Here is a 13,233-nt window from a genome sequence, read left to right on the forward strand (position 1 = left end):
CGTTGCACGAATGTTAATCTGTTTTTACTTTTGTACCACGATTCAGTAGCAGGATCATTAAAGCGTTTAATCACTTCTGACAGGGAAAACGATGAAACAGAAAATATTAAAACTAAGCACCGGATTAATGGCACTGGCGATGGTAAGCGGCGTTTCCGCGAAGACGCTGGTGTACTGTTCTGAAGGTTCACCGGAACAATTCAACCCACAGCTTTATACCTCTGGCACCTCTGTGGACGCCAGCGCAGCCCCGATTTACAACCGTCTGGTGGACTTCAAAACCGGCACCACCGAACTGGTGCCAAGCCTGGCCGAAAGCTGGGACGTCAGCCCGGATGGTAAGACCTACACTTTCCATCTGCGCCAAGGGGTGAAATTCCAAAGCAGCAAACTGTTCACGCCAACCCGTGACTTCAACGCTGACGACGTAATTTTCTCCTTTATGCGCCAGAAAGACGAAAGTAATCCGTACCATAAAGTGTCGGGCGGCACGTATCTCAACTTTGACAGCCTGAAAATGGGCGATTTGATCGGCACTATCGACAAAGTGGATGATCACACCGTACGCTTTAATCTGACCCGCCCGGAAGCACCGTTTGTCGCCGATCTGGCCTGGTATTTCGCCTCTATCCTCTCGGCAGAATATGCCGATCAGATGCTCAAAGCCGGTACGCCAGAGAAAGTCGACATGAACCCGATCGGCACCGGTCCGTTCGAACTGGTGCAGTATCAGAAAGACACCCGTCTGCTGTTCAAAGCGTTCCCGGACTATTGGCAGGGCAAATCGAAAATCGACCGTTTGGTGTACTCCATTACCCCGGATGCCTCAATGCGTCTTGCCAAGCTGGAGAAGAACGAGTGTCAGGTGATGCCCTTCCCGAACCCGGCCGATCTCGACCGGATGCGCGCCAATAAAGACATCAATCTGATGAGCAAGTCTGGCCTGAATACCGGTTTCCTGTCGTTTAATACTCAGAAGCCACCGCTGGATAACGTCAAAGTGCGTCAGGCGCTGAGCATGGCAATCAACAAACCTGAAATTATCGACGCGGTATTCCGCGGTACCGGCACGGCGGCGAAAACGCTATTGCCAACCGGTGTCTGGAGCTACAACGATAAAGTGACGGATTACGAGTATTCACCGGAAAAAGCCAAAGCCCTGCTGGCTGAAGCCGGAATGCCGAACGGTTTTGATATTGATCTGTGGGCAATGCCTGTTCAGCGTCCGTATAACCCGAATGCCCGTCGTATGGCAGAGATGATTCAGTCCGACTGGGCGAAGATTGGCGTGAAAGCGCACATCATCAGCTACGAGTGGGGTGAGTATCAGACCCGCGTGCGTAACGGCGAGCACATGGCGGCCCTGATGGGTTGGACCACTGCCAACGGTGACCCGGATAACTTCTTCGGTCCGCTGTTTACCTGTAACGCGGCCAAAGGCGGTTCTAACTCGGCCAAGTGGTGTTACCCACCGTTTGACAAGTTAATCACCGAAGCCAAAGAAACCACCGATCACGGCAAACGTGTGGCGTTGTACGAAGAAGCTCAGCAGGTGATGCACGACCAGGCACCGGCGGTGTTTATCGCGCACTCAACCATCTTCGAGCCAGTACGCAAAGAAGTGACCGGCTACGAGATTGACCCGTTCGGGAAGCATATTTTCTATCAGGCCGATATCAAGGAGTGATGAAAGGGGGCGGCTTTCGGGCCGCTTCCAAATTATGGGCTTGCCGCCCAAACCTGCTTTTAAATTCAAAGTCAAAACCTTGGGTTGCCACCCAAACCGAAGACCTTGGGCTGCCGCCCAAGCCTGCTTTTAAATTCCGATTCAAATTCAAGGTCAAAACCTTGGGTTGCCACCCAAACTGAAGACCTTGGGCTTGCCGCCCAAACCTGCTTTTAAATTCAAAGTCAAAACCTTGGGTTGCCACCCAAACTGGCCTGAAGGGGTGTCTATCGCCACACCCCTTCAGAATCCCCGGCTCTTAAACTGCGCGCTATCGCTGAATCGGGATGGACGTGTTTCAGGTACCTCTGTTATAGCCGCAAAATGTCATCGCTCCGCGATTCCCGGCTGCGGGTTTGAGCCAACGGTAAAGACGTTGTCTCGCCACCGACTTGCCGGTGACATTTTTGAACGCGGCCGAAGCTTCTTTAAATTCAAATTCAAATTCAAATTCAAAATCAAAATCTGCATGGTGTTTGTCTTTAAAAATGCCTGGGCCGCGTTCAAAACGACGTCGAATAAGAGGTGGAAAACCGCGCGGGGGTTTGCGCGGGTTGTAACCCGCAATGAGAGGACCGCGCAGCGGCGGAGTTTGCGGCTATAACTGCGGCACCTGAAACACGGCCATTGTGACCAGCGAAGCTGCTGTTGTTTATAGCGCAGGGTTCCAAGGGAGCCGCGCGCGGCTCCCTTGGTCGGTGTGGGCCGACGCCCACGACCTTGAAGTTGAATTTGAATTTGAATTTGAATTTGAATTTTAATTTAAAATTTAATTTGAAATTAAAAAGTTTCCCCCGGGCTTTTCAAAGCCCCACGGTCCTCTGCTTCGGTGTAGACCCTCATTGCTTGCTTCGGCATCGCGATGCCCGCCTTCTGGAAGTGGATCTTCACCAGACGATCCAGTGCGTACTGCACGTTCCACTGTTCCAGCGGCTTGGTGCGGATCAGCACGCGGACGGTAAACGACTGATCGCCGAGGGCCACGACACCCTGATAAATCGGCTCGCCGAGCAGGGAGCCTTTGATAGCTTCATCCTCTTTCAGCGCGTCGACCGCTTGTGCCAGAACCGTATTCACCTGATCAACATCCTCCTCGCGGCTGACGCTGTAACTGGCGCGGTAAACGCCGAATTCACGCTCGTAGTTCGACAGCGTGGTGATCGAAGAGTAGGGGACGATGTGATAAACACCGTAAATGTCGCGCAGGCCAATCGAGCGGATGGTCATGCGTTCCACCGTACCGCTGATGCCCATCACCGTGACATATTCGCCGGTATTCATGCCGTTTTCGAACTGAATAAACACGCCGGTGATAACGTCTTTGACCAGCGTCTGCGCACCAAAACTGATGGCTAAACCGAGCGCACCGGCACCGGCCAGCAGCGGGGCGATATTCAGTCCGACCTGCGAGAGCATGATCATAATGGTGATGGTACAAATGACGATCGCCAGCACGTTGCGAAACAGCGTCAGCAAAGTGCGTTCACGGGCGCTCGGGCGGCTACCGTTGCTCAACTCCAGCGCCAGACGATGCTCGATAATACTGGCGAGCAGTGTCCAGGAGACGATGGCGAAGAACAGAATAAATAGAATGTGCGTCAGCCCGCCGACCACCTGAGAGCCGGTTTCAGTCATAAACCATTTGTTCAGATTGAAAATCTGCCAGGCATCCAGCAGCGACAGCGTGACGGCCAGTACCACCAGAACGCGCAGGATTTTCAGTCCACCGGGAATATAAGAATTAATTCGTTTTTGCAGCAGCGGGTAACGGCGGTTGATGTCATCGGGCAGGGTGATGCGCTTTAAAATCCAGCGCGACAGCAGACCGGAGATCACCGCACCGAGACCGATCACCACCAGACTTTTCAGCGTAGCGGCCATCATAAAGGTCAGGCTTCCTGCGAAATCAAACTGCGACAGGAAGAACAGCACCACAAAATAGCTGACCGCCAGAATATGCCAGACATGCCCCAGTGCGCGCAGAATAATGCTGAAAAATGCCATTGAGCGTTCGGCTAACAGGTTGAACTCGTGATGGATTTTCTTGCGGTTATGCAGAATAAGCCAGCTGGCGTAGAGCGTCAGCGCCAGCATCACCACGAAATTCACAATCGCTGCGGTCTGGTAATTGATCTGCGTCGCAACAATCGGCACCGCCACCATCAGCCCGTAACCAATCAGCCCGCTGACCCACGCCAGCCGGGTGTTCCAGTAACGTGCGGTCTGGTCGCTGAGCGGGAAGGGGCGCAGGTAATCGAAATTGGGCGCGAAGATCAGCCGTAGTACGGCTTTGAAAAACTCGATGACCGCAAATGCGCTGAGGAACAATGCCTGCTGGCGGGCAATCAGCGCGCTACCACCGTTCACATATTGGGTAAACAGATTTCCGGCCGCGACGGTCAGCAACAGAATGCCAATGTCGATAATAAAGGCGCTGAAAATACTGGCCGGAAGCTGATACCAGTGGGCCTCCTTCAGGCGGGCATTATGTCCCCAGCGGCCAAGGCGCTTATACAAAGGACTGACCAGCAGACGCACCAGATGGAACAGCGCGAAAGTGGCCAGCACGGTCAGCAGGAAATAGGTCAGCGCGTGGAAGAAGCGTTCGGCGTTGAATGCCCGCTGCGGGCCGGAATCAATGGTGCGTTTAAGCTTTTGCACCTTCTGCATCACCAGCGACACGTAGCCCTGGCTGGAGTCCACCAGGTTGTCGATAAGCGACAGCTGTTCGGATTTTTCTTCCGGCGCATCAGGGGCGGGCTTTTGCGCACTGCTGGTCGCTGGTTTCGCGGCTTCACGCAGATGGGCAATCAGTTCGGCGCGGGATTTATCGTCCTGCAAAATATCAGCCAGCGCGCTGTAGGAAGCCTGCTGTTTATCGGCATCGCTGGAAGAGGAGGCCGCAGGCGTCGCGGCGTGGGACGTGGTGCTGAACAGGCTTAGCATCAGGATTAAAATCAGAAAGGGCAAGACAAGTAATACCGGTTTTCTGTGTCGTGGTAATAACGCATTCCAGTCGTTATTCGGCATTTTTCCTCACTTTTAGAGCGGCAGTTAATCGGTCGTTCTCAAACTTTGTAGCGACAGTGTAGGGAATTTATGACGGAAATGGGAAAAAAGGGGCCAAAAAAACGGACATCCGCAGATGTCCGTCTGTTTATCACTGATGTTCACAACCGGTGTGGCGGCTCAGGAAACGTGTTGCAGGAACTCGCGCAGGCGGTCGCTTGGCGGGTTAGCAATCAGTTCGGCTGGCGGGCCATCTTCGGCGATGCGGCCTTTGTCGATGAAGATCAGACGTGAGGCCACTTTCTCGGCAAAACCGACTTCATGGGTCACGATAACCATCGTCATGCCTTCGTCAGCCAGCTGCTTCATCACGGTGAGCACTTCATGACGCAGTTCCGGGTCCAGCGCTGAGGTGGGCTCATCAAACAGCATCAGTTTTGGTTTAACCGCCAGCGCACGGGCAATCGCCACGCGCTGCTGCTGGCCACCAGAAAGCTCTGACGGATAGTGATGGGCACGTTCTGACAGGCCGACTTTCGCCAGCAGCTCTTTTGCCTGTTTATGGGCTTCTTCTTTCTTCGCACCACGTACACGGATCGGGCCGAAGGCCACGTTTTCCAGCGCCGTCATGTGCGGGAACAGATAGAACTGCTGGAACACCATGCCTGCTTCCTGGCGGATCAGGCGTTCATCTACTTTCGGGTCATTCACTTTCAGACCATCAACGATCAGTTCGCCGGAGGTGATCTCCTCCAGTTTGTTGATGCAGCGCAGCAGCGTAGATTTACCCGAGCCCGATGGCCCGATGATCACCACCACTTCACCCTGAGAAATCTGCAGATCGATGTCGTGGAGCACCTGGGTTTTGCCAAAGTGTTTTGAGACGTTCTTGAATTCAATCATATAATTTTCAGTCTGCGTTCGAGGCGGCGCAGAACAAAGCTCAGTGCCAGCGTGATAATCAGATAAATAATGGCAACCGCACTCCATATTTCCATGGCGCGGAAGTTACCGGCGATGATCTCCTGGCCCTGACGGGTCAGTTCTGCCACGCCAATAACGATAAACAGCGAGGTGTCCTTGATGCTGACGATCCACTGGTTACCCAGCGGCGGCAGCATACGGCGCAGTGCCAACGGCGCAATGATGTAACGCAGGGTGTCACGGCGCGACAGACCCAGTGCCAGACCGGCTTCGCGAAAACCGTTATGAATCGACAAGACGGCACCACGGGTAATTTCTGCAATATAGGCACCGGAGTTGATGATGATCGTCACCACCGCTGCGGAGAACGGATCAATACGCAGGCCGGGAACCATCATAGGTAGGGCGAAGTAAATAAACATCACCTGCACGACAATCGGCGTACCGCGAATAAGCTCAATAAAGACCAGTGCGATATGGCTGCTGAACCAGCCGCCAAATGCGCGGGCAAAACCCGCAATCACACCGATAATCAGGCCGCCAACCAGACCGAGGATCGAAATCCACAGGGTCATCTTGGCACCTTCGAGCAGGATAGGCAGAGCGGGCCAAATAACGCTCCAGTCAAACTGCATGCATTCTCTCCTGATAAAGCAAATCACTGACGCCTGCCGGGTCAACAGGCAACAACTGGCGTCAGTTCAATATAATAGAAAAGGCGTTGCAGCCAGGCTGCAACGCCAGAAACAAAGGGACTTACTTAGGCTCAGTATCAAACCATTTTTTATAGATCTTCGCGTAAGTACCGTTTTCTTTGATGGTTTTCAGCGCAGCGTTGGCTTTCTCACGCAGGTCGCTGCCTTGCGGGAAGGCAATACCGTATTGCTGGCCAGCCAGAGACTCGCCAACCGCTTTGAACTGACCGTTACCGGCAGTTTTGATGAAGTACAGGATGTTTGGCGTGTCGTGCATTACCGCATCAGCGCGGCCCGTGCCAAGTTCCATATAGGCGCTGTCGATGTTCGGGAACTGACGCAGATCTTTGGTTTTTACATTGGCTTTCATGTAATCCACGGAGCTGGTGCCGCTTTTCACTGCCACGGTTTTGCCTTGCAGGTCGGCTACGCTTTTAATGGCGTTGTCATCTTTTTTAACCATGATCATCAGGCCGCTGTTGTAGTAGCCGTCAGAGAAGTCGATGGCCTTTTTGCGCTCAGGGGTAATGGTGATACCCGCCAGTGCCAGGTCAATGTTATGGGTTTGCAGGGCAGGGATGATGCCGCCGAAGTCCATTGGTTTCAGTTCGTAAGAGACTTTCATCTCTTTAGCAACGGCGTCCCATAAGTCGATATCAAAACCAACGTATTTGTCGCCTTGTTTAAATTCAAACGGTACAAACGCAGTGTCGGTAGCTACGATTAATTTTTTTTCTGCTGCATGGGAGCTAACGGCAAAGGCCAGCGTCAATGCGGCCAGGGAAACTTTCAACAGTGACTTCATCAGTTAATTTCCTTTGTACATAATTAGGATCTGCATGGTGTAACAGTCGATTCTATGCAATAAGCATGCCATTAATTAAGAATCTTAAGATTCAATAAGTTATATTTGTGCTGAACCGTTCAAGCTGGAAAAACAGCGCCTTGCGCACCATTTTAGTGCGAAGTTACAAATTGACATGACTCGTGATGGTGCAGCGCTTCATCATTAACCAAATGTCGTCTTTTAAACAATCGTTAATTAACAATCACGCTGCGTTATTGCTATCTCACTCTAACTTTTACATGTAATCCCTGAAACATACGCTCAAAAGTGAAGCAAGCCGACAGGAATAAACCCTGTATATGTCGCGGAAATAGAAAGGGGTGAACCATTTTGGTGCAACTGATGAAGGTTATCGACGTGTCAGCGCAACTGGCTGTCTTTGCTTCCACGGCGGTTATACCCGGCGCTGCTTTGCTGTTTTTTATCCAGCGCGCTCTGGCAGGTAATACAATATTGCACACCCGGAAGCGCTGCACGCCGGGCCTCGGGAATGGGCTCTGCGCATTCGTGACAAAATTCGGCGCTTTCGCCGTGCCCTAATGCCTGCCGCGCTCGTTGCACCGCGTCTTCAACGGTGGAGTCTATCTGATCCTGAACGGCGCCATCTTGCGCCCATCCGCTAGCCATAAGTCCTCCTGTATGGGGTTGTGAGGAATGGATGATTGACTGCGACCCATATAAAACGGGTTGGCAACGAACGTCGCCAACCCGTGTAACTGCCGTATGACGGCAAAATAATGCAGAGGCTGTGCGGAGGAAATTTACCCCGCACAACGCTATCTCAATTATTCAATATTTGACTCAATGAACCACAGGAACTTATCCAGATCGCGTGAGGCAGCAGTCAGGATATCTGCGGTATCTTCATCTTCAACCTTGGTGATGGCTTTACGGGTTTCGTTGGCGGTCACCGCATAGCGTTCAGCCAGGGCTTTCAGGTGTTCCTGGACGGTATGGATGTTAGTCGGGTAGCTTTTCAGCGGGGTCTGGTCATTCACGACCTGCACGGTACCCAGCGCTACACCCCCTAACTGCACAACACGTTCTGCCAGAGTATCCTGGTGATCGGTAATGGCCGTACGGAAGCCATCCAGCATTTCATGTACGCCGATAAAGTTTGCCCCACGCATGTTCCAGTGGGCTTGTTTGGTGATCAGCGACAGATCAATGAACTGCGCGACAAGGCGATTGAGAACTTTGATGGTATCGAGCTTGACGCTTTCTTCTACGTCATTGCGAGTATAGATAAGTTCAGAAGATTTCGTTTTTACCAGTTTAGCGGTGCTCATAAGGATATCCTCTTCAGTGAGTAATGTGCGTTGCACAACCCTGTGTTTAAATAAACCAGACTGGAAATAAGTATAGCAACATTTTCCCAGTCTGCCGTAAATTCCAGGCTATCGATGAGATAGTTAAAACCTAATAGCTATAAAGTGACGTTGAAGGTTATTTGTGCGCTTTAGAGAAACAAGGTTGTGATATTTATCTCGCTGGTCATTGCGTTATTTAATTGGCTTGTTAATACAATAAGCCTGAAAGGAGTGAATTTCAACCCTTTCGCATAATTCCATATTTATATTTTTGAAATTTAAGAATATTTTATGCGCGCACTATGTGAGTGTTAATTGAGTGTATTTATCATTCACACTCTCATAGTATTATTGTTACAGTGATGAATGAGAGTGCTCTTAATTTACGGGCTGCTGTTTATGAATTCGATAAGCAGATGTTTGTGGCGGGAAGTAACAGCAGGTGACAAAGAAACACCATGACGATAATAATTCATAATGTTTCTGTGGGTATCTTAAGATTTATATCCGCGTCGGTTTAATTCATTGCAGGTTGGCTCAGTGGCGCGCACTTTTGCGAGCGATGATAAACAGGCGCGGGAATGCCAGCAGCACGCTGCGGTCGGCGCGCGGGAGGTAAACCTGTTCTAACTCATGCTGGTACTGAGCCAGGAAAGCATCCTGCTGCAGGTCATCCAGCGGCGCTAAAAATGGCCGTAAACCGGTGGCGCTCAGCCAGTCAACAATGGCTTTGGCAGACGGCATCACGTGGTAATAGGTGGTGCGCCAGATATCCACCATCGCGCCCTGAGCGGCCAGCAGATCATAATAGTGCTCCGTGGTCAGCAGCTGTTTGCGCGAATTATCGACGCTGGCAATCTGCGCTCTCCAGGGGCCGCTGTCCGCCACCTTCTGCATCAGCTGATGTGAAGGCTGGTCAAGATTATCCGGCATCTGTATTGCGAGAATACCCTCGGGTGCCAACTGTTGCATCAGGTGAGGCAACAGTTGTTCATGTCCCGTCACCCATTGTAGCGAGGCGTTGCCGAAGAGGATGTCCTGTTGCTGCTGTGGCCGCCACTCGCGGATATCTGCCAGTTCGAAGCGGCAGGAGGGCAGGCGGTCGCGGGCCTGTTCCAACATCGCCTGCGACGTATCCAGGCCGGTAAGCAGTGCCTCGGAGTAGGCGTGGTGCAGTAACTCAGTACTGTTACCGGGGCCACAGCCCAGATCGCTGATGAATTTCGCATTGGGGTGCAGCACGCGAGCCAATAACTCTGCCGCAGGACGGGTGCGTTCTGCTTCGAACTGACGATAAAGATCCGGATTCCAGTCTTTCATGGCATGTCCTTACAACGGTATCTGAGACAAATCACTGCACGCAGCATGCAGCAATCAATGTCCATAATCCTAGACTGAGTTCGTGCGGCTGGCGAGTTTGCACAAGGTAAATGTCTCTCTGTTATAACGTCATCGCGCCACTGTACAAGATAGCCCCGGTCGGCTGGCCGGTTGGGGAGCCGCCATGGGGTTCAAGGCTGATTGCCAGCGTTGAACCTGGGTCAGGCATTCTGGCTGCCAGTGACAGCTCCGTTGGCGAAGCATCACTTATTAGCCCAAGCGAGCGCGGCTTGCCGCCCGCCGGAATGGTCCACAGCTCAAGGCTGCGGTCTTTGGCTATTTCACGTGTATGCAGCGGCGTCAGCATCAGGCTGTTGGCGCGTTTGTCCACGCTGACCACCCACTGTCCGGCATCGGCACTGTTATTGGCTAAAATTGTCACTGGCGTGATGGCCGACGGCTGAACCAGCAGACGCGGTACCAGCAGGAGGGCGGCGAATCCTGCGGCCAGCGCCCAACCGAGATAACCGCGCCATGGCGTTTTCACTGCTGGAATAGCGGACTGGCGCTCAGGCACCGGGCCGAGCTGCAACTGAATTCTTTTCCACACCGACGCGGGCGGTGTTACCGGAGTGAGCTGGTTATCGAGCTGAGTAAAAGCTTCCTGCCAGCGGGCTACCTCAGCCTGTAACGCCGGGTCTGTCTGCATTTGTTGCTCGAACTGCCGTTTGGCAGCGCCGCGTAAGGTCCCCAGCGCATATTCCGCTGACAGAGCGGCATGATATTCCCGTCTGTTTTTCATAGGCCCACGCAGCTCTTTAAGTGCTCCAGGGCGCGACGGATCCAACTTTTGATCGTGCCGAGAGGTTGTTGTAAATGGTCTGAGACTTCGCCATGCGACAGCCCCTGATAGTACGCCAGCACCAGACTTTGCCGCTGTTCCGCCGGTAAATGCGCCAGACAGTCGGCCAGAACTTTGGCATCTCCGTCTTGTTGCAGTTGCCGCACAGGCTCGTCGTTATCAGCGCAGAGGCTCTCCTGCATGTTGTCGTCGAGTTCCGCCAACTGGTTGTCACTGCCGCGCATCCAGTCAATGGAGCAGTTACGCACGATGTGCGTCAGCCAGGTCATCGGGGAACTGAGCGACGGATTGTAAGAAGTGGCCCGGTTCCAGGCGGTGATAAAGCTGTCATGCAACACTTCTTCTGCCCAGGCATGACGGCGCAACATGCGCAGCGCAACGGCAAACAGGCGCGGTGACGTCAGGCGGTACAGTTTTTCAAATGCCTGACGATCACCGCCAGCCATGGCATGCATCAGGTCACGCAAGGGATCCGTGGCCGGATCCGACGTTATTTTCGTTATTGAGTTGTCATGCATTCGCCAGCCCCGAACCTAAAGTGTGCAGTGCCAACAAGGGCAGCACTGCACCCAGTATAGACGGTTTTATTTAGGCATCAGCACGGTGTCGATCACGTCGATCACGCCATTTTTCTGTTGCACATCATAAGTGCTGATATTCGCCACATCGCCTTTGGCATCTTTAAGCTGGATATTGTGCGGACCATTGCCAATCAGCCACAGCGCCTGGCCGTTAACGGTTTTCAGTTCGGCTTTACCGCCACCCTGTTTGATCAGTTTTTCCAGATCTTTCATCTCATATTTCCCGGCCACCACGTGGTAAGTCAGGATGCTGGTCAGCGTGGCTTTGTTTTCCGGTTTTACCAGATTAGCCACAGTACCTGCTGGCAGCTTGCCGAAAGCAGCGTCAGTGGGGGCGAAGACGGTAAACGGCCCTTTGCTTTGCAGGGTGTCGACCAGACCTGCGGCTTTCACAGCGGCAACCAGGGTCGTGTGGTCTTTAGAGTTCACTGCGTTTTCAACAATATTCCTGGACGGATACATTGCTGCACCACCGACCATAGTGGTGTCGGACATCATTGCGGCCATTGACGCGCTGCTGAACAGAATCGAAGCACAGATTGCGGTACGGATAAGCGTTTTCATGATGTGATCCTTTTGGATTGAATGGGTAAGGTCTTGCCTCACATCAATACATACGAATCAGGAGGGGTTTTGGATGCAGGAAAGCGCAGATATTTTCGAATTAATAGGAAGATATTTTTAACTGACTCATTTATATAATAAAAAACCACGCGCAGAGGCGTGGTTTTCTGCAGAAACGCAGGGCTCACTTGCCGGAAGGATTATTACCTGCCACTTCCACGGTATCGAGTTTGGTTTTTCGCTGAATCGTCAGGGTGGAACCCGCCGATGCCGCGATGATCGCCGCCAGTGCCAGCCACTGCAACCCGTTAAGGTATTCGCCGAGGAAGATAATGCCCGACATGGCCGCCATGGCAGGCTCCATACTCATCAGCGTGCCGAAGGTTTTTGCCGGTAAGCGGGTCATGGCGATCATTTCAAGAGAGTAGGGCACCGCCGAGGTCAGCAGGGCGATCAGCAAACCCAGTGGCAGGATCGACAGGGTGAAGATCGAGGTGTGTGCCTGAAACGCGCCAATCGGGAAAAAAATCATTGCGCCAATCAGCGAGCCTATTGCCGCTGTGCCGGGCCCGTAACTGCTCCCTGCACGTTGACCTGCCAGAATATAGATAGCCCAGCAGGCTCCCGCAAACAGCGCCAGACAGGCACCTTTAGGGTCGATGCTGTCGGTGTCATGCCCGAGAGGTAGCAGGAACCACAGGCCGACTACCGCGAGGATCACCCAGACGAAATCCACCGGACGGCGGGAGGAGAACATGGCCACCGCCAGCGGACCGGTAAACTCGAGGGCCACGCCAACGCCCAGGGGAATAGTTTGAATAGCCAGATAGAAGCTGTAGTTCATGCTGCCGAGTGCCAGGCCATAAATCAGTAATGCACGAAAATTACCGCCGCGAATTTTCATCCGCCAGGGTCTGAACCACGCCAGCAGCAACAGGGAGCCAATCCCCAGACGCAGCGCCGTCACGCCTTGTGGGCCGACTAGCGGAAATAAGGTCTTTGCCAGCGATGCGCCGCCCTGTAGCGAAAGCATGGCAATCAGTAACAACAGTACCGCAATAAACGGGGACGCCGTTTTCGCTAATGCGGGCAGCGCTGGCGTGTCGGAATACGGTGTATCAACAGTGCGGTTGTCTATAGACGAATCGCCTGTTGATGAATTTTTGTCTGACTTGGTCATCCTTTGCGCCTTAAATGTGATCCCGGTCCGGGGAATTCTTGTTTTGCAGGTGAAATGTAAAAACAATGTTTACGCGATGACTCAGTGTAGAGTGAAAAGCAGGGAGGAAAAATCCATAAAAAAGATTTTTTTAGAGATCACGATCGCAAAAAATAGCGGTTTTGAGGTCAAAAAGTGCCCAAAAATTTAAGAATTTTCTGCTAAACCAAAAAAGT

The 13,233-nt window shown here is 52.6% G+C and carries 12 protein-coding genes; 1 reads left to right on the forward strand and 11 read right to left on the reverse strand.

Annotation, left to right across the window (positions count from 1 at the left end):
- Positions 1-91 precede the first annotated feature (91 nt).
- Positions 92-1,687: an ABC transporter substrate-binding protein gene (locus tag EAH77_RS07450; RefSeq protein WP_140471249.1), complete on the forward strand. Its 1,596-nt coding sequence runs from the start codon at positions 92-94 to the stop codon at positions 1,685-1,687.
- Between the two features lie 819 nt (positions 1,688-2,506).
- Here EAH77_RS07450 and ybiO read toward each other — a convergent pair.
- The 11 genes from ybiO to rhtA form a co-directional block, all read right to left on the reverse strand.
- Positions 2,507-4,756, reverse strand: a complete 2,250-nt coding sequence (ybiO, locus tag EAH77_RS07455) for a mechanosensitive channel protein (protein ID WP_140471251.1) — start codon at positions 4,754-4,756, stop codon at positions 2,507-2,509.
- A 159-nt stretch (positions 4,757-4,915) separates the two neighbouring features.
- Positions 4,916-5,638 (reverse strand): glutamine ABC transporter ATP-binding protein GlnQ, encoded by a 723-nt coding sequence (glnQ, locus tag EAH77_RS07460; protein ID WP_140471253.1) that lies wholly within the window; start codon positions 5,636-5,638, stop codon positions 4,916-4,918.
- Complete coding sequence (gene glnP / locus EAH77_RS07465) at positions 5,635-6,294, reverse strand: glutamine ABC transporter permease GlnP (protein ID WP_140471255.1); 660 nt, start codon at positions 6,292-6,294, stop codon at positions 5,635-5,637. Before glnP ends, glnQ begins: the two co-directional genes overlap by 4 nt.
- 121 nt (positions 6,295-6,415) lie before the next feature.
- Positions 6,416-7,159, reverse strand: a complete 744-nt coding sequence (glnH, locus tag EAH77_RS07470) for a glutamine ABC transporter substrate-binding protein GlnH (RefSeq protein ID WP_140471257.1) — start codon at positions 7,157-7,159, stop codon at positions 6,416-6,418.
- Between the two features lie 402 nt (positions 7,160-7,561).
- A complete protein-coding gene (locus EAH77_RS07475) occupies positions 7,562-7,828 on the reverse strand; it encodes a DksA/TraR family C4-type zinc finger protein (protein ID WP_140471259.1) in 267 nt (88 codons plus the stop codon).
- A gap of 158 nt (positions 7,829-7,986) precedes the next feature.
- On the reverse strand, positions 7,987-8,490 hold the full coding sequence (dps, locus tag EAH77_RS07480; protein ID WP_140471261.1) for a DNA starvation/stationary phase protection protein Dps: 504 nt from the start codon (positions 8,488-8,490) through the stop codon (positions 7,987-7,989).
- Positions 8,491-9,048: 558 nt separating this feature from the next.
- On the reverse strand, positions 9,049-9,831 hold the full coding sequence (gene tam, locus EAH77_RS07485; protein WP_140471263.1) for a trans-aconitate 2-methyltransferase: 783 nt from the start codon (positions 9,829-9,831) through the stop codon (positions 9,049-9,051).
- 121 nt (positions 9,832-9,952) lie between these two features.
- Positions 9,953-10,633 (reverse strand): anti-sigma factor, encoded by a 681-nt coding sequence (locus EAH77_RS07490; RefSeq protein ID WP_140471265.1) that lies wholly within the window; start codon positions 10,631-10,633, stop codon positions 9,953-9,955.
- A complete protein-coding gene (locus EAH77_RS07495; protein WP_140471267.1) occupies positions 10,630-11,211 on the reverse strand; it encodes an RNA polymerase sigma factor in 582 nt (193 codons plus the stop codon). The genes EAH77_RS07490 and EAH77_RS07495 overlap by 4 nt, the downstream gene beginning before the upstream one ends.
- A gap of 66 nt (positions 11,212-11,277) precedes the next feature.
- Positions 11,278-11,838, reverse strand: coding sequence for a fasciclin domain-containing protein (locus tag EAH77_RS07500; protein WP_140471269.1), 561 nt, complete (start codon positions 11,836-11,838; stop codon positions 11,278-11,280).
- 184 nt (positions 11,839-12,022) lie between these two features.
- Positions 12,023-12,931 (reverse strand): threonine/homoserine exporter RhtA, encoded by a 909-nt coding sequence (gene rhtA / locus EAH77_RS07505; protein WP_431306756.1) that lies wholly within the window; start codon positions 12,929-12,931, stop codon positions 12,023-12,025.
- Between the last annotated feature and the right edge of the window lie 302 nt (positions 12,932-13,233).

This window comes from Ewingella americana, from assembly GCF_006438725.1.
Lineage (GTDB): Bacteria > Pseudomonadota > Gammaproteobacteria > Enterobacterales > Enterobacteriaceae > Ewingella > Ewingella americana_A.

Coding starts and splice junctions, on each gene's coding strand:
- EAH77_RS07450 (WP_140471249.1), top strand. CDS start 92: ATGAAACAGAAAATATTAAAACTAAGCACCGGATTAATGGCACTGGCG.
- ybiO (WP_140471251.1), bottom strand. CDS start 4,756: ATGCCGAATAACGACTGGAATGCGTTATTACCACGACACAGAAAACCG.
- glnQ (WP_140471253.1), bottom strand. CDS start 5,638: ATGATTGAATTCAAGAACGTCTCAAAACACTTTGGCAAAACCCAGGTG.
- glnP (WP_140471255.1), bottom strand. CDS start 6,294: ATGCAGTTTGACTGGAGCGTTATTTGGCCCGCTCTGCCTATCCTGCTC.
- glnH (WP_140471257.1), bottom strand. CDS start 7,159: ATGAAGTCACTGTTGAAAGTTTCCCTGGCCGCATTGACGCTGGCCTTT.
- EAH77_RS07475 (WP_140471259.1), bottom strand. CDS start 7,828: ATGGCTAGCGGATGGGCGCAAGATGGCGCCGTTCAGGATCAGATAGAC.
- dps (WP_140471261.1), bottom strand. CDS start 8,490: ATGAGCACCGCTAAACTGGTAAAAACGAAATCTTCTGAACTTATCTAT.
- tam (WP_140471263.1), bottom strand. CDS start 9,831: ATGAAAGACTGGAATCCGGATCTTTATCGTCAGTTCGAAGCAGAACGC.
- EAH77_RS07490 (WP_140471265.1), bottom strand. CDS start 10,633: ATGAAAAACAGACGGGAATATCATGCCGCTCTGTCAGCGGAATATGCG.
- EAH77_RS07495 (WP_140471267.1), bottom strand. CDS start 11,211: ATGCATGACAACTCAATAACGAAAATAACGTCGGATCCGGCCACGGAT.
- EAH77_RS07500 (WP_140471269.1), bottom strand. CDS start 11,838: ATGAAAACGCTTATCCGTACCGCAATCTGTGCTTCGATTCTGTTCAGC.